This is a genomic window from Altererythrobacter chaiwopuensis, from assembly GCF_054957735.1.
This window is the reverse complement of the sequence record NZ_JBTXJF010000002.1, coordinates 297167-314038: the sequence shown is the minus strand read 5'-3', so window position 1 is coordinate 314038 and position 16872 is coordinate 297167. Positions and strand designations below refer to the sequence as shown.

Sequence of the window (16872 nt, the reverse complement as noted above, 5' to 3'; positions counted from 1 at the left end):
CGCCCACCCAGCAGGAGCTTGTTCATGGCCGAATACGATTACGACCTTTTTACCATTGGCGCCGGTTCGGGCGGCGTGCGGGCCAGCCGCGTCGCTGCCGCGCACGGTGCCAGGGTGGCAGTGGCAGAGGAATACCGGGTTGGCGGCACCTGCGTGATCCGCGGCTGCGTGCCCAAGAAGATGCTGGTTTACGGATCCATGTTCGCAGAGGAACTTGGCCATGCCGAAACGCTGGGCTGGACGATCGAGGGCAAAAGCTTCGACTGGGCAAAACTGCGCGATTTCGTGAATGCCGATGTTGACCGGCTCGAAGGCCTCTATGGCCAGACGCTGGCCAGCCATGAGGTTGAAGTATTCGCCGAACGCGCGACCATCACCGGTCCGCATTCGGTGCGGCTTGCCAGCGGGCGCGAAGTCACCGCGAAATATATCCTGATTGCGACCGGCGCCTGGCCCGCCATGCCCGATTTCCCCGGCGCCGAGCACTGCATCAGCTCGAACGAAGTGTTCCATCTGGAACAGCAGCCCAGATGCCTGATGGTGGTTGGCGGCGGCTATATCGCGATGGAATTTGCTGGCGTGTTCAACGCACTTGGCAGCGAAGTAACGGTGGTCAACCGCACTGACCGTATCCTGCGCAGCTATGACCAGCAGATTGTCGACCGGATGCTGCATATCGCGATGGGGCGCGGGATCGATTTCCGCATGCACAGCCAGATCAAATCGGTCGAAAAGGCCGATGATGGCTGCCTGATCGTGGACCTTGGCGACACCAATCCGGTCAAGGTTGACCAAGTGCTGATCGCCACCGGGCGCAACCCCAACAGCAAGGGGCTGGGCCTGGAAAGCGCGGGCGTGGAAATGGCCGGCAATGGCGCGATCAAGGTTGACGAATACAACCGCACCAGTTGCGACAGCATCTACGCCGTGGGCGATGTGACCGACCGGGTGCAGCTGACCCCGGTGGCGATCCGCGAAGGCCATGCCTTTGCCGATACGGTGTTCGGCGGCAATCCGCGCACGATCGATTATTCCGCCATTCCCAGCGCGGTATTCAGCCAGCCGCCGCTGGCTGGCGTGGGGCTGACCGAAGCGCAGGCGCGCGAAACCCATGGCGATGTAAAGGTCTACACCTCCGATTTCCGGCCGATGAAGAACATCTTTGCCCCCCATGCAGAGCGCGGGCTCTACAAGATGATCGTCGAATCGACGTCAGAGAAAGTGCTGGGCATCCACATGATCGGCCCGGAATCGCCCGAGATCCTGCAAGCTGCCGCAGTGGCGGTGAAGGCCGGGCTGACCAAGCAGGCCTTCGATGACACGGTGGCGCTGCATCCCTCGATGGCCGAGGAACTGGTGCTGCTGAAGTGAGCTAGCCGCGCAGCCGCGCGGGCGAAAGCATTTCCGGCTGGGCCCCCACGGCGCGCAATTCCTCCGGCCAATCGTGCCGGCAGGCAAGCGCTTCGGCGGCCAATGCCATCGCTGGAGAGGTCTGCAGGCCGAATCCGCCCTGGCCCGCCAGCCACAAGAAGCCGGGCGCATCGGGATCGAAGCCCGCGACCGGGCGGCGGTCAGGCGCAAAGCTCCTGAGTCCCGCCCATTTGCTGGCGATCCGGCGGATTTCCAGCGTGGTCGCCTGTTCGACCCGCCAGGCCGCAAGCGCCACGTCCTCTTCCTCCGGCTGCGCATCGCAGGGGGCGGAGGGATGCTCGTCCATCGGGCAGGCCAGCAACCTTCCGCGCCCCTCCGGCTCGATATAAAAGCCTGGGCCGACGGTTTTGGTGAAGGGCCACGCAGACACGTCCAGCCCCTTGGGCACATCAAAGGTAATGACCGTGCGGCGCATGGGCTGGATGCCGATCGCTGCGACGCCAGCCAGCGCGGCGACATCATCAACCCATGCACCCGCGGCATTGACCACTACCCTTGCAGCAAAGCTTTCCTGCGGCGTGTCGACAATCCAGCGCTCGCCATCGCGGCGCATCGCCCTGACTGGCGCATCAAGCGAGATCCTGCCGCCGTTTTCGCGCAGCACGCGGCGATGCCCCTCCAGCATGGCATGGGCGTCGAGCTTGCGCCCGTTCGGATCGATCAGCGCGCCGGTAATGCCGCCATCGCCGATATTGAGCACCGGCACCAGCGCCCGCGCCGCCTCAGGGTCGAGCCGCTGAACACCGGGCGCCAAGCGGCGATAGTTCGCCTCCAACCGGTCAAGCGCGGCCTCCTGCCCACCGGGCGCCACGAACAGCGCAGGGTGCACCCGCGCTCCCGGCTCATCGAGCAGCGGCAGGCTGGCAGCGGTCAGCGCACGGACGATGGGTTCGTCCATGTCGAAATGGGCGAAGGCCGCGCTGCGCCCCGAGGCATGCACGCCGGGCGCGCCTTCCGCCTCGCACACCACCACCTTGCCCCGCCGGGCCAGACGGGCGGCAGCAGACAGCCCGGCAATGCCCGCTCCGATCACCAGAAAATCGACCTGCTGCATTCACGTCCCTTCTCGTTGCCCATTGCCGCTATTTCGCATATTCCTCTCGCTCAAGGGGAGGCATGCAATGACAGGCACAATACTCGTAACCGGCGGCACCGGCTATATCGGCGGCGAGTTGATCGATCAGCTGCTGGCCAGGGGCTACACGGTCCATACCACGGTGAGGGACGCAGCCCGCAGCGAGCCGCGCCTGCGCGCGCGCTGGCCTGCTGCGGAGGAACGGCTCAAGGTCTTCCAGGCCGATTTGATGAGCGATGCAGGCTGGGCCGAGGCCAATGCCGGGTGCGATGCAGTGGCACATGTAGCTTCACCCCTGCCGCTCGCTCCGCCCAGACACGAGGATGATCTAATCGTTCCCGCGCGCGAGGGCACATTGCGCGCGCTGCGCTTTGCCAGGGCTGCGGGCGTCAAGCGATTTGTCCAGACAAGTTCGATGGCGGCAATCGCCTATGGCAGAAGCGAGAAGGAATATACCGTCACCGAAAGCGACTGGACCGACGTCAACCACCCGGACGTTTACCCCTATGTCAAATCCAAGACGATAGCTGAACGGGCGGCACGCGATTGGGTGGCAGAACATGGCGCGGGGATGGAGTTCGTTTCGATCAACCCCTCGCTCGTGCTCGGTCCGGTCCACAGTGCCGATTTTTCCACATCGGTCAGCGCGATCGAACAATTGCTCTCGGGCGCGGTGCCGCTTGCCCCCGATCTGGGGTTTGCCGTGGTCGATGTGCGCGATGTCGCGGCGCTGCATGTCAAATGCCTCGAAGAACCCGGCCTTGCCGGCGAGCGTTTCATCGCATCGGGCAAGTTCATGAAATTCATCGATGTTGGGGCGGTGCTGCGAGAGAATCTGGGCGACAAGGCGCGCAAGGTGCCGACCCGCAGGATGCCGGACTGGCTCGTCCATGTGCTGGCCCTGTTCAATCCCGGTATCCGTTCGGTGAAGGCCGAACTGGGCAAGACCCGCAATGCCGATGCCAGCCATGCGCTTGAACGCCTGGGCTGGAAGACGCGCGATGAAAGGCAGACGATTGTCGATTGCGCGAACAGCCTCATTGAAAAAGGGATCGTGAAACTCTGATGGACGTCAAAGGAAAATCGGTTTTGCTTACCGGCGGCAGCGCGGGAATCGGGCGCGAGCTGGCGCGGCAGCTCAAGGGCAAAGGCGCCAGGGTTGCCATTACCGGGCGCGACAAGGAGCGGTTGGCGGCAATGCGCGACGAAGGGTTCGAAGCGATCGAAGCCGATCTCTCCAGCGCGCAGGGGGTTGACGGGCTGATTGCGGATCTGGGCAATCGCGAAATCGACATATTGATTAACAATGCCGGGCAGGGGGTCGATCATGACTTTCGCCAGGAACTGCCCGATGCCGATGCGGCGGATGCCTGCATCTATGCCAATCTCGATGCCCCCATTCGCCTGACTACCGCGCTGGTGCCGATGTTGGGCAGGAGGGGCGAGGCAGCGATCGTCAATGTCACCAGCGGGCTTGCCATTGCTCCGCGCGCTGGCGGCCCGGTCTATTGCGCCACCAAGGCGGGGCTGCGCAGCTACACCATGGCGCTGCGCGAACAGCTGAAAGACACGAATATCCACGTGATCGAGGCGCTGCCACCGGTGGTCGAAACGCAGATGACCGCGGATCGCCAGATGAAAAAGATGCCGCCACAGGAATGCGCCGCGCAAATTCTCGACGCGCTTGAAAGCAATGCAGATGAGGCCAATGTCGGCCAGGTCAGGTTGCTGCGCTGGGTCTATTCGCTGTCGCCTGCGCTCGCGCGGCGTGTCATGCTGCGATTTTGATACGTTGACCTTGGCGGTTTTCCGTCGCTAGGCCCTTGGCGCATTTGCAGCCATTACAGGAAAACCGATGTCCGCCAATATCGCTGAAATGGAACGTCGCCGTGCCGCAGCCTTGCTGGGCGGTGGCCAGAAGCGCATCGATGCGCAGCACGCCAAGGGCAAGCTGACCGCGCGCGAACGGCTGGAGGTGCTGCTCGACGAAGGCAGTTTTGAAGAACTTGATACCTATGTCGAGCATGACTGCACCGATTTCGGGATGCAGGACCAGAAAATCACCGGCGATGGCGTGGTCACGGGCAGCGGCACCATCAACGGCCGCCTGGTCTATGTCTTCAGCCAGGATTTCACCGTGTTTGGCGGTTCATTGTCGAAACGCCATGCCGAAAAGATCTGCAAGGTGATGGACAATGCAATGAAGGTCGGCGCGCCAGTGATCGGCATCAATGACAGCGGCGGCGCGCGCATTCAGGAAGGCGTGGCCAGCCTTGGCGGCTATGCCGAGGTGTTCCAGCGCAATGTGCTGGCGAGCGGTGTGGTGCCGCAGATTTCGCTCATCATGGGGCCGTGCGCGGGCGGGGCGGTCTATTCGCCCGCCATGACCGACTTCATCTTCATGGTGAAGGACAGCTCCTACATGTTCGTGACCGGGCCTGAAGTGGTCAAGACGGTCACCAATGAAGTGGTGACGCAGGAAGAACTAGGCGGGGCGGTGACGCACACCACCAAGACTTCGGTTGCCGATATCGCCTTCGAGAATGATATCGAGGCGCTGCTCGCGACGCGGGAATTCTTCGATTACCTGCCGCTTTCGAACCGCCCAAAAGCAAACGGGGATACAGTGCCCCTGCGGCCAACCAGCGACCCGTTCGACCGCGAAGAGCCGAGCCTCGACACGCTGATCCCCGACAATGCCAACCAGCCCTATGACATGCAGGAGATGATCGCCAAAGTGCTGGATGAAGGCGATTTCTTCGAAGTGCAGGCGGCCCATGCGGCGAACATCATCTGCGGCTTTGGCCGGGTTGAGGGGCGCACGGTGGGCGTGGTCGCCAATCAGCCGATGGTGCTGGCGGGCTGCCTTGATATCAATGCCAGCAAGAAAGCGGCGCGTTTCGTGCGCTTCTGCGATGCCTTCGAGATCCCGATCCTGACCTTTGTCGACGTGCCCGGCTTCCTGCCCGGCACCGCGCAGGAGCTGGGCGGCATCATCAAGCACGGGGCGAAGCTGCTGTTCGCCTATGCCGAGGCGACTGTGCCCAAGATTACCGTGATCACCCGCAAGGCCTATGGCGGGGCCTATGACGTGATGGCGTCAAAGCATTTGCGCGGCGATCTCAACTACGCCTGGCCCACCGCCGAAATCGCGGTGATGGGGGCGAAAGGCGCGGTGGAGATCATCTTCCGCCAGGATCGGGGCGATGCGGAAAAGATCGCCGAAAAGACGAAGGAATATGAAGACCGCTTCGCCAACCCCTTCGTGGCGGCGAGCCAGGGCTATATCGACGAGGTGATCTACCCGCACGCGACGCGGCGGCGGATCGCGCTGGGGCTGCGCAAGCTGCGCGGCAAACAGCTCGAGAACCCGTGGAAGAAGCATGATAATATTCCGCTTTAGGAACTGAAATGGACGAATTACTTGGCCGACTGGAAGCAATTCAAAAACTCCTGATCGTCCTGCTCTCCGATCAGAAATACGAGCGGGCTATTTTGCAGCTCCAGGACGATCTCTACCGAGCCTATGGAGCTGAAATGAACAAACTCTTTCCGAGCGACACTGACTTTCAGAAGTTACAGACATTGGAAGCACCACTGAAGGAAGCCTTGGGAGAAATTGCGGCAAACATTGAACTATCCAGAAAATTCGAAAGCGAGGAATAGACTTGTTCACCTCAGTTGCCATTGCGAGCCGCCGCAGGCGGCGCGGCAATCCAGAAAGGTAGCAAGCTGGATTGCTTCGTCGCGTTGCTCCTCGCAATGACGTGGAAGGAAGCACATCATGAAACTAGGTTGTCCCAACAGTTTCCGTCACCCCGGCGCAGGCCGGGGTCCAGAATTGCAGCGCCGGAAGCTGGATTCCGGCCTTCGCCGGAATGACGAAGAGGTGAAATAAATGAAACTCGGACGTCTCAACCACATCGGGGTCGCCACCCCAAGCATCGCAGACTCGATCGCGCATTACCGCGATGTCATGGGTGCGAGCGATATCGAGGAGCCCTTCGACATGCCAGAGCAGGGGGTGAAGGTGTGCTTCGTCAACACGCCCACCCATTCGGGCATGAACGGCACGCAGATCGAGCTGATCGAGCCGCTCGATGCCAATTCGCCGATCAGCGCCTTCCTTGAGAAAAATCCGCTCGGCGGGCAGCACCATGTCTGTTTCGAAGTGCCCGATATTGCCGAGGCGCGCTCCGAATTCGAGGCGCTCGGCAAGCGTATCCTTGGCCCCACCCGCATCGGTGCGCACGGCACACCTATCTTTTTCGTCCATCCCAAAGACATGCAGGGCATGCTTACGGAGATTATGGAAACGCCTGGCGAAGGCACCCATTGGTCGAACTGATCCTGCAAATCGAAAGAGAAACCAGAAATGTCCTATGAAACCATCATTGTCGAGCGCGACGGACCGCTGCTGACCATCACGCTCAACCGGCCAGAGCGGCTCAATGCCATGGCGCCCGCAATGGCGGACGAGATCGGTGCGGCCTTCTATAGCCTGGACGATGCGCGGGCGGTGCTGATCACCGGCGCGGGCAAGGGCTTTTGCTCCGGCGCGGACCTTTCTGCGCGGGGTGAAGCCAGCGCACTCGCAGCCAAGGGCGGCAGCCACCGTGCGCTGCAGAACCACTATAACCCGGCCATCAGCCACGTCATGCGCTCCCCCGTGCCGGTGATCTGCGCGGTCAACGGCCCGGCGGCGGGGGTGGGGTGCAGCCTGGCGCTGGCGGCGGATTTCACCTTGGCTGGCAAGAGCGCCTATTTCCTCCAGGCCTTCGTCAATATCGGCCTGGTGCCCGACGGCGGCAGCACCTGGCTGCTGGCCCGCGCGATCGGCCGTGCCCGCGCCACCCGCATGATGATGCTGGGCGAGAAGATCGGCGCGCAGCAGGCTGAAGAGTGGGGCCTGATCTACAAGGCGGTAGATGACGACACACTGATGGGCGAGGCGCGCGCGCTGGCTGAAAGGCTCGCGAACGGCCCCACGCTGGCCTATGCCACGATGAAGAGGAACATCGCCCTGGCGCTGGATGGCGCGCTGCCCGAAGTGCTGATCGCCGAAGCTGAAGGCCAGCGCATTGCCGGGGCGAGCGAGGATGCGATGGAAGGCGGGATGGCGTTCCTCCAGAAACGCAAGGCGGAGTTCAAGGGCAGGTAAGATGGCGAATTTTGATGACTGGAAGGCCCTGGCCGAAAAGGAAGTCAAAGGGCGTGACCTGACATGGGAAACGCCCGAAGGCTTCGGCATCAAGCCGCTCTATACGGCCGAGGATGCCACAGCCGATCCCGGCCTGCCGGGTTTCGCCCCGTTCACACGCGGGGTGAAGGCGAGCATGTATGCCGGGCGCCCATGGACCATCCGGCAATATGCGGGCTTTTCTACCGCCGAGGAATCAAACGCCTTTTACCGCCGCAATCTGGCCATGGGGCAGAAGGGCCTCTCGGTCGCTTTCGACCTCGCGACCCACCGCGGCTATGATTCTGACCATCCGCGCGTGGTGGGCGATGTCGGCAAGGCCGGCGTCGCGATCGACACCGTGCGCGACATGGAGATCCTGTTCGACCAGATCCCGCTCGACCAGATGAGCGTCAGCATGACCATGAACGGCGCGGTGATCCCAGTGCTGGCCTTCTTCATCGTTGCGGCAGAGCGGCAGGGGGTGAGCCAGGACAAGCTCGACGGGACGATCCAGAACGACATTCTGAAAGAGTTCATGGTCCGCAACACCTATATCTATCCGCCCGAGCCATCGATGCGGATCGTTTCGGACATCATCGCCTATACCTCGGCCAACATGCCGAAATTCAACTCTATTTCGATTTCGGGCTACCATATGCATGAGGCTGGGGCGACGGCGGTGCAGGAACTCGCCTTCACCATCGCCGACGGTAAGGAATATGCGCAGCGTGCCATGGCGGCAGGGCTGGATATTGACGCCTTCGCGGGCCGCCTCAGCTTCTTCTTCGGCATTGGCATGAACTTCTTCATGGAGGTGGCCAAGCTGCGCGCCGCGCGCACCCTGTGGTACCGCGTGATGGACGGGCTTGGCGCGAAGAGCGAACGCAGCAAGATGCTGCGCACGCATTGCCAGACCTCGGGCGTCTCCTTGCAGGAGCAGGACCCCTACAACAACGTCATCCGCACCTGCGTCGAGGCGATGGCGGCTACGCTGGGCGGCACGCAGAGCCTGCACACCAATGCGCTCGACGAGGCGATTGCGCTGCCGACCGATTTCTCCGCCCGCATCGCGCGCAACACGCAGCTGGTGCTGCAGGAGGAAAGCGGCATCTGCAACGTGGTCGATCCGCTGGGCGGCAGCTATTATGTCGAGGCGCTCACCGCCACGCTGGTGGAGCAGGCCGAAAAACTGATGGCAGAGGTAGACGCGGCGGGCGGGATGACCGCCTATGTCGCCACCGGCGCGCCCAAGGCTGCGATCGAGGAAGCCGCTGCGAAAAAGCAGACCGCGATCGACAAGGGCAACACGGTGATCGTCGGCGTCAACAAGTACCGCAAGGACAAGGAAGACCCGATCGAGACGCTCGATATTGACAACCATGCGGTGCGCGAAGCGCAGATTGCGCGGCTGAAAGCAGTGCGTGCGGGCCGTGACGAGGCGGCCTGTCAGGCGGCGCTGGGGGCCTTGACCGAAGCCGCGAAAAATCCTCCCCGGAACGGGGAGGGGGACCACCCGCAGGGTGGTGGAGGGGAGTCGCCTTATGGCGCTCCTTTTGGCGGAGAGTCCCCTCCGTCATCGCTGCGCGATGCCACCTCCCCAGCCTGGGGAGGATCGAATTTGCTCGCCCGTGCGGTCGAGGCGGCCCGCCACGATGCCACGCTGGGCGAGATTTCCTCAGCGATGGAGGCGGCCTTCGGGCGTTATGACACCGTTCCGCATCCGGTGCGCGGGGTCTATACCGCTGCCTATGCGAACGATGCCCGCTTTGCGCAGGTGACTGAAGGGGTTGCCGCGGTCACGCGCAGGCTGGGCCGCGCGCCGAAAATCATGGTCGCCAAGATGGGGCAGGACGGGCACGATCGCGGGGCCAATGTGATCGCATCCGCCTTTGCCGACATGGGGTTCGAGGTGGTCAGCGGTCCGCTGTTCCAGACGCCGGAGGAAACCGCGAAGATGGCGTTGGAGAAGGATGTTGACGTGGTGGGTGCTTCGTCATTGGCGGCGGGCCACAAGACGCTGATCCCCGAACTGATCCGGCTGCTGAAAGAAGCGGGCCGCCCCGACATCAAGGTGACGGCAGGCGGCGTGATCCCCCAGCAGGATTACGACTTCTTGCGCGAGGCGGGGGTGCAGGGCATCTATGGCCCCGGCTCCAACGTGGTCGAATGCGCGGCGGATATTCTGACGCTGCTGGGCCACAACATGCCGCCGGTGGAGGACGAACTTTGACCTCAAATTCCGTCATTGCGAGCGAACGTCAGGTCGCGCGGCAATCCAGATACGGTGCTGGCTGGATTGCCGCGTCACTATCGCTCCTCGCAATGACGAGGGAGAACTTTGCGTGAGCTTCAGCGACCGAAGGTTAACCTTCTCCCAGAAGCTGGGCTGCGGCCTCTATGCGCTTATCGGCGGGTTCATTTCAGCGGGCTTCGCAATTAGCGGCGCTATTGGCGATTGCCCCGAAGGTAATGATTGCCCGTCTGAATTTGATCGTGCGTTGATGGTTTATGGAGTTCCTATCGGCTTCTTTATTGGCGGCGTCCTGCTCACCAAATTTTTAATGAGAGACAAAGATTGACCCACCCCCGCACCGACTGGACCCGCGACGAAATCGCAGCGCTGTTCGACCTTCCCTTTACCGAGCTGTTGTTCCGCGCGGCGACGGTCCACCGCGAGTTCCATCCACCCGAGCAGGTGCAGCTGTGCACGCTGCTGTCGATCAAGACCGGCGGGTGCCCGGAGGATTGCGGCTATTGCTCGCAGTCGGTGAAAGCGGACAGCGGGGTCGAGGCGACCAAGTTGATGGATGTGCAGGCAGTGCTCCAATCCGCTGCGCAGGCGAAGGACCATGGCAGCCAACGGTTCTGCATGGGTGCAGCCTGGCGCAATCCGAAAGACCGCGACATGCCCGCGATTGTCGAGATCGTGAAGGGCGTGCGCGCGATGGGCCTCGAAACCTGCATGACGCTGGGAATGCTGACCCCGAAACAGGCGGATATGCTCGCCGAGGCTGGACTCGATTACTACAACCACAATATCGACAGCAGCCCCGAATATTACGAGCGCGTGATTTCGACGCGCACGATGGCGGACCGGCTCGACACGCTGCAGAATGTCCGCGATGCGGGCATCAACGTGTGCAGCGGCGGGATCGTGGGAATGGGCGAAACGCGCGAGGACCGGGTCGGCTTCATCCACACGCTCGCCACGCTGCCGCAGCACCCCGAAAGCGTGCCGGTCAACGCGCTGGTGCCGATCAAGGGCACGGTGCTGGGTGACATGTTGGCGGACATTCCCTTGGCCAAGATTGACGACATCGAATTCGTCCGCACGGTGGCGGTGGCGCGGATCTGCATGCCGATGAGCATGGTGCGGCTTTCCGCCGGGCGCGAGTCGATGAGCGAGGCCACGCAAGCATTGTGCTTCATGGCGGGCGCGAACTCGATCTTCACCGGCGACAAACTGCTCACCGCCGCCAATGCCGGCGATGACAAGGATGCTGCCCTGTTCGCCAAGCTGGGGCTGACGGCGCTACAGGGCGAGGAGCCCCTTCGACATGCTCAGGGCAGGGCTTGCAAGGCGATGGAGGCGGCAGAGTGAGTCTCTTTTCCGTCATTGCGAGCGACCGACAGGTCGCGCGGCAATCCAGATGCGGTGCTGGCTGGATTGCTTCGTCGCTTTCGTTCCTCGCAATGACAAGGGAGGCGGCGGAGTGATCACTCACCAACTTCGTCACCCCGGACTTGATCCGGGGTCTAGCTTTTCTTCGAGCGTTGCACTGGAAGGTAGCGGGATGCTGGATCAAGTCCGGCATGACGATTTTCCGGAATCACGAAAGACCAACTGATGTTCTCAAAAATCCTCATCGCCAATCGCGGCGAAATTGCTTGCCGGGTGATCAAGACCGCCCGCCGCATGGGCATCGCCACGGTTGCGGTCTATTCCGACGCGGATGCGCGCGCGCCCTTCGTCGCCATGGCGGACGAGGCGGTGCATATCGGCCCGTCGCCCGCGGCTGAAAGCTATCTGATCGCGGACAAGATCATCGCCGCCTGCAAGCAGACCGGGGCCGATGCGGTGCATCCGGGCTATGGCTTCCTGTCCGAGCGGACGAGCTTTGCCGAGGCACTCGCGAAGGAGAACATCGCCTTCATCGGCCCGCCGGTGAACGCCATCGCGGCGATGGGGGACAAGATCGAGAGCAAGAAGCTGGCGAAAGAAGCGGGCGTGAATGTCGTGCCAGGCTTCGTCGGCGAGATCGAGGATACCGAGCACGCGGTGCGGATTTCGGCGGAAATCGGCTATCCGGTGATGATGAAGGCCAGCGCGGGCGGCGGCGGCAAGGGCATGCGGCTCGCCTATAACGAACAGGACGTGCGCGAAGGCTTTGAGGCGACCAAGCGCGAGGGGCTCAGCAGCTTCGGCGACGACCGCGTGTTCATCGAGAAATTCATCCTCAATCCGCGCCACATCGAGATCCAGATCCTCGGCGACCAGCACGGCAATATCCTCTACCTGAACGAGCGCGAGTGCAGCATCCAGCGCCGCCACCAGAAGGTGGTGGAGGAAGCGCCGTCGCCCTTCGTCACGCCCAAAATGCGCAAGGCGATGGGCGAGCAGTGCGTCGCGCTGGCCCGCGCGGTGGGGTATTATTCTGCGGGCACGGTCGAGCTGATCGTCAGCGGCGCGGACCCGAGCGGCGAGAGCTTCTACTTCCTCGAAATGAACACCCGCCTGCAGGTGGAGCATCCCGTGACCGAGGCGATCACCGGCGTGGACCTGGTCGAGCAGATGATCCGCGTGGCGGCGGGCGAGAAACTCTCCTTCACGCAGGCCGATATCGGCATCGACGGCTGGGCGATCGAAAACCGCGTCTATGCCGAGGATCCCTATCGCGGGTTCCTACCCTCCACCGGGCGGCTGGTCGAATACAAGCCGCCGCTCGAAGGCTGGACCGACGATGGCAGCGCCAACGGGCGGCGCGGGGTAAACGGCGTGCGCGTGGATGACGGCGTCTATGAAGGCGGCGAGGTTTCGATGTTCTATGACCCGATGATCGCCAAGCTGATCACCTGGGCGCCCACCCGCGACGAGGCGGCGGATTTGCAGGTGCAGGCGCTCGATGCCTTCCGCATCAAGGGGCTGGGCCACAATGTCGACTTCCTCAGCGCGATCATGCAGCACCCGCGCTTCCGCAGCGGCGAGCTCACCACCGGCTTCATCGCCGAGGAATATCCCGAGGGGTTCCACGGCGCGGCGGCATCAGACGAGCTGCTGCGGGGCCTCGCCGCGATCGGCGGGGTGATCGCCACGGCGGATGCCGACCGTGCGCGCCGCATCGACCAGCAGCTGGCGGACGAGGAGCTTGCCGCGCCGGGCGACTGGTCCGTCCGTATCGGTGACAGCGAATATGTCGTGGCGCTGGAGGAAGAGGCGATCACCGTAGATGGCGAGCCGGTGGAAGTCAGCTTCGACTACACACCGGGCGATGTGATGGTGGACCTTGAACTTGCGGGCGAGGCGCTGACGATCCAGCTCGCGCACACCCGCACGGGCTATGCCATCACCACGCGCGGCGCGACGCATCACCTGCGCATCCTGCCCGCGCGCATTGCCCATCTGGCCGATCACATGATCGAGAAACTGCCGCCTGACCTGTCCAAGCTGCTGATCTGCCCGATGCCGGGCCTGCTGGTGAAGCTGCACGTGGCCGAGGGCGAGGAGGTTCAGCCCGGCCAGCCGCTCGCCACGGTGGAGGCGATGAAGATGGAAAACATCCTGCGCGCCGAAAAGCAGGCAGTCGTGGCCAGGCTCAACGCGGCCGAGGGTGACAGCCTGGCGGTGGACGCGGTTATTCTGGAGCTGGAATAGCCGCGCTGCCCGCACCGTCCGCACCGTCCGCACTGCCCGCGCCGCCCGCATCCCGCGCCGCCGCCGCTTCGCGCAGCATCCGCGCGTTTTCGTGCAGCGGTTTGGCGGTATCCAGCCCGGCAACAGCGGCACGGCCCGCCAGCCGGTTCGCCACCATGTGCTCGACCAGCGCCATCAGCTCGCCCAGCTCCTGCCGCTTGTGCTCCGCGATCAGCTCGCGCGCGGCCGCCATCGCCTGGCTCCGCGCCTCGGCATAAACGGCATCGGCGGGCCTATCCCGCTCCGCCCCATAGCGTTCGCGCCGCCGGTGGCGCAGGAAGAACATCACCAGCGCCTCGTTATGGCGGCGCTCGGTGCCGATCAGCTTGCCCGAGCTGACGACCATGCGCTCCTCCCCCGCGATCGCACGGGCGAGCGCGCCATCCTCCAACCGGGAAACGCCGCGCTCCACCGCCGCATCCCACGCCGCGGCAAAGCCCTCGGCGCCGGGCCGGTGGCGCAGCTTGTAAAGCGCCTCCATCGATTTGCCGATGCGGCGCGCGGCCTGGGTAACGATGCCGGTGGCGGCGAGCTGCGCAATGAAGCGGCGCTGGAGATCGGGAGTGATGGAATTGCCGCGCGGCGCCGCGTGGAGATAGGGGGCGAAGGACAGCAGCGGATCGTCAGGCGCGGGGGGATGGCCCTCCACCGCAACCGCGCTGGTGGCCTGGCGGGGAATGGCGCGCTTGTTCCTCATGATCCTCCCCCTTGGGGGAGGGGGACCAGCGCGAGCTGGTGGAGGGGCACCTGCAGGGTTGCGCGACCGGCTGGGGCAGAGCAGTTTTTTCTCACACGAAGACGCGAAGGCGCGAAGGGGCTGACAAGGATAGGGCGGTCCATAACCCACCCCAGATTGCAGAAATTGGGGGAGTAGGAAAATGGTTTCTGGCTGGCGTTCTCCCACTCATACTGAGCTTGTGCGAGCCGCAGGCGAGCCAGAGGGCGACCGCCCGACGCCGCTTATGCGGCGGAGCCAAGCGAACGGATGTGAGCGCTGGCGCTTGAGGGACCAAAGCAAACAAAACCCAAGTAGGAAAATGGCTTGTCAGAATTTGGGTCGGGTGCAGACTGCCAGATGCTAGGATCACAAATTAAGCGAAGTTGCAAGAAATCGCGCTTTATTTCATTCTTTAACTCTGCAAATTCAAACGGACCATAACGGAAATTGGTAGTGTGCGAGAAAACTGGTACGGCCATCTAGTCACTAATTTACATGAAATTTACACTTCGACTTGCGACTTGCCTGTCAATATTTCAGCGCATTTTTTAGAAAAATTCGAAAGACTTGTGGGGTCTATTTGGCGCGCTGAATGAAGTGACGAGGTGGAGGTAAATCGCCGTTCTCATCGCGTAATGTCGAAGAGAATAGCCCGCTGGAAGGATCGAAAACAGGGCCCCAATCTACTTGGCGATATCTCTGAATCATGTGAGCGCACTCGACATCATCCCATTCACGAAAGATACTGACATCGCCATTGGGTAAGCGCGATTTAGAAAACGGTTGTATTGCAACCTGTTCAACCACTAGCTCGGCCGGTGTCTCGCTCGAGATGTAGGTGTGAGTAGCATCACGCAAAGTTGCCTTGTAGTGAACCATTGCAGAGATTTCTGAGAATTGGATCGGATGAAGCTTTCGCCATTCGAGTGCTAATGGACCTGTGGGCCCTGCCTCATGCTGGAGGCCTCCGTCATTCACGAAAACCATGCCGATCGGACCAATCCGTAACGCAATCGACTGCCCAAAAAGATTGGTCGTCAGGTCGAATCCTCCAAACTTCGCATCTTCTTCAATTTGATAGAGATACAATGTAAACGGGTGCAGCCCATGCATGGATCGAAAAGCAGTTTTCTTTCGACCGCTCTGCAAAATGAATTGAGCGTGACGGAATTCTTCCAAAAAGTCCGTTGGTAGGATCGCGCCTTTCCTGGGATCGCTTCGATCACCAAGTAAGGAAGTCTCTTTGACAAGAATGCCGAGGTAGATCTTGGCTAGCCAACGTCCAAAGGTGAAGCGCACGGGGTCATCTGGAGATTTGGGTGAATCAACGAAGCGGATCACCGCATTTTCGATATCTCTCAAGAAACCGTTGTTACACTTCTTGCAGCATGGAGTGGTCAGCTGTCGGTAGGGGATTCGTGTTCCGTTAATTAAAGTTAGTAGTTTGCTCGAAAGATCAAAACGCTTCTGAACCCAGCGAGGGACTATATGCTCACCAATGCCTGCATCCGGTTCGTCGCCACAAGCAAAGCATTGCCCGTTCGCGAACGCTTCGCTCGACGCTGCACGGGCGACTATCTTCAGCACGTAGGAATCTAGGTTTTCATCTTCGGAACTCACTTGTCGACGACCCCCAACTTTGGATGCCACCGAAACTTCCGCTCTGCGACCGCTCGCCACAGTTGCTCAGCCCCTTCCCGTGCCTCCGCCTCAATGTGTTCGAAGCCGATGTCGTACCCCGTGCAGACATATAGAGTTTGAAAGCCAAGTATCTTTATCTCCGTAATCATATCCATCAGATGGCCATACTCGGGCAGATCATTGGGAACTGCATGGTGTAGTTCGTGAGCTAGGAAATCGTTGCGGAAGTCTCTCAGCAGCTGCTCACGATTTGGATATTCCTTCTCAAGGCGACGCAGATTCCTCTTTATCCGACGAATTCCAAGTCTGGTCTTGATCGTGTTTAAGCGTGCCCACTTTTCCCCGTGGCGGCCACGCGCCTTTTCTACGATCGCTTCGCTAACTGCGTCATTTTCCAAGAGCTGCCTTACAACTTCGAACGAGACCTTATCGTTGGTTTGCAGGTTGCGCGGTTTGTCCAAAATCCGGACAATAATCAGTATCATTTCACGGAGAAGGCTGGTCTGGATGAAATTGAAAGTGCCAGCTAGCGGGCCAAGAATATCATGCTGATCTTGTGCCAACGATCCGTTGAGTGTGTTGAACGTCGCGTGTAATGATACCGCTCTTGAGACAGTATCATTAAGGCGTTTGGCGTAGGTCTCCAGTAGGAGGAGCACCTCTTCTATGTCCTGTTGGTCTGCCACACCATATGGTGACATGAGGCAAGACCGTTCGCAATGCTTTGCAAGCTTTTGAATTGGGTCCGCCAATGACCGCTATTAGGGCGCAAGGTGGTCAACCCAGCCCCACACCCTTGACCTTTCCAACATTCGGGCATAAAGGCGCGCCAACCGAGCGGGGCTTTCGAGTCCCTATCGGGCAATAGAGCTGAACATTGCCGGTTTAGTCCCGGGGGCCTGGTGCGCTTGCGC

At 61.5% G+C, this 16872-nt stretch carries 15 protein-coding genes; 11 read left to right on the top strand and 4 right to left on the bottom strand.

What is annotated here, in order from left to right; translation table 11 throughout:
- The first annotated feature begins 24 nt into the window (after positions 1–24).
- Positions 25–1371 (top strand): glutathione-disulfide reductase, encoded by a 1347-nt coding sequence (gene gorA, locus ACX3VQ_RS10820; protein ID WP_462581057.1) that lies wholly within the window; start codon positions 25–27, stop codon positions 1369–1371.
- A 1-nt stretch (position 1372) separates the two neighbouring features.
- Here the strand turns inward: gorA and ACX3VQ_RS10815 are convergent, their stop codons facing one another.
- Positions 1373–2485, bottom strand: coding sequence for an NAD(P)/FAD-dependent oxidoreductase (locus tag ACX3VQ_RS10815; protein WP_462581056.1), 1113 nt, complete (start codon positions 2483–2485; stop codon positions 1373–1375).
- Between the two features lie 67 nt (positions 2486–2552).
- Here ACX3VQ_RS10815 and ACX3VQ_RS10810 point away from each other — a divergent pair, with 67 nt between their 5' ends.
- The 10 genes from ACX3VQ_RS10810 to ACX3VQ_RS10765 all read left to right on the top strand — a co-directional run bounded on the left by ACX3VQ_RS10810 (position 2553) and on the right by ACX3VQ_RS10765 (position 13560).
- On the top strand, positions 2553–3572 hold the full coding sequence (locus ACX3VQ_RS10810) for an NAD-dependent epimerase/dehydratase family protein (protein ID WP_462581055.1): 1020 nt from the start codon (positions 2553–2555) through the stop codon (positions 3570–3572).
- Positions 3572–4294 (top strand): SDR family oxidoreductase, encoded by a 723-nt coding sequence (locus ACX3VQ_RS10805; protein ID WP_462581054.1) that lies wholly within the window; start codon positions 3572–3574, stop codon positions 4292–4294. The genes ACX3VQ_RS10810 and ACX3VQ_RS10805 overlap by 1 nt, the downstream gene beginning before the upstream one ends.
- Positions 4295–4361: 67 nt before the next feature.
- Positions 4362–5909: an acyl-CoA carboxylase subunit beta gene (locus ACX3VQ_RS10800; protein ID WP_462581052.1), complete on the top strand. Its 1548-nt coding sequence runs from the start codon at positions 4362–4364 to the stop codon at positions 5907–5909.
- A gap of 8 nt (positions 5910–5917) precedes the next feature.
- Complete coding sequence (locus ACX3VQ_RS10795) at positions 5918–6172, top strand: hypothetical protein (RefSeq protein WP_462581051.1); 255 nt, start codon at positions 5918–5920, stop codon at positions 6170–6172.
- A gap of 232 nt (positions 6173–6404) precedes the next feature.
- On the top strand, positions 6405–6854 hold the full coding sequence (gene mce / locus ACX3VQ_RS10790; protein ID WP_462581050.1) for a methylmalonyl-CoA epimerase: 450 nt from the start codon (positions 6405–6407) through the stop codon (positions 6852–6854).
- A gap of 27 nt (positions 6855–6881) precedes the next feature.
- Complete coding sequence (locus ACX3VQ_RS10785; RefSeq protein WP_462581048.1) at positions 6882–7667, top strand: enoyl-CoA hydratase-related protein; 786 nt, start codon at positions 6882–6884, stop codon at positions 7665–7667.
- Between the two features lies 1 nt (position 7668).
- The gene (gene scpA / locus ACX3VQ_RS10780; RefSeq protein WP_462581047.1) at positions 7669–9918 is read left to right on the top strand and encodes a methylmalonyl-CoA mutase; all 2250 of its coding nucleotides are present in this window, start codon (positions 7669–7671) and stop codon (positions 9916–9918) included.
- Positions 9919–10030: 112 nt separating this feature from the next.
- Positions 10031–10267 carry a hypothetical protein gene (locus tag ACX3VQ_RS10775; RefSeq protein WP_462581046.1) on the top strand — a complete coding sequence of 79 codons (237 nt, stop codon included), beginning with the start codon at positions 10031–10033 and terminating at the stop codon, positions 10265–10267.
- Positions 10264–11289 (top strand): biotin synthase BioB, encoded by a 1026-nt coding sequence (bioB, locus tag ACX3VQ_RS10770; protein ID WP_462581045.1) that lies wholly within the window; start codon positions 10264–10266, stop codon positions 11287–11289. Before ACX3VQ_RS10775 ends, bioB begins: the two co-directional genes overlap by 4 nt.
- Before the next feature lie 246 nt (positions 11290–11535).
- The gene (locus ACX3VQ_RS10765) at positions 11536–13560 is read left to right on the top strand and encodes an ATP-binding protein (RefSeq protein ID WP_462581044.1); all 2025 of its coding nucleotides are present in this window, start codon (positions 11536–11538) and stop codon (positions 13558–13560) included.
- Here the strand turns inward: ACX3VQ_RS10765 and ACX3VQ_RS10760 are convergent.
- The 3 genes from ACX3VQ_RS10760 to ACX3VQ_RS10750 all read right to left on the bottom strand — a co-directional run bounded on the left by ACX3VQ_RS10760 (position 13541) and on the right by ACX3VQ_RS10750 (position 16659).
- Positions 13541–14296, bottom strand: coding sequence for a hypothetical protein (locus ACX3VQ_RS10760; RefSeq protein WP_462581042.1), 756 nt, complete (start codon positions 14294–14296; stop codon positions 13541–13543). The genes ACX3VQ_RS10765 and ACX3VQ_RS10760 overlap by 20 nt on opposite strands.
- A 597-nt stretch (positions 14297–14893) precedes the next feature.
- On the bottom strand, positions 14894–15937 hold the full coding sequence (locus ACX3VQ_RS10755; RefSeq protein ID WP_462581041.1) for a hypothetical protein: 1044 nt from the start codon (positions 15935–15937) through the stop codon (positions 14894–14896).
- On the bottom strand, positions 15934–16659 hold the full coding sequence (locus tag ACX3VQ_RS10750; protein WP_462581039.1) for an AbiU2 domain-containing protein: 726 nt from the start codon (positions 16657–16659) through the stop codon (positions 15934–15936). Before ACX3VQ_RS10750 ends, ACX3VQ_RS10755 begins: the two co-directional genes overlap by 4 nt.
- Between the last annotated feature and the right edge of the window lie 213 nt (positions 16660–16872).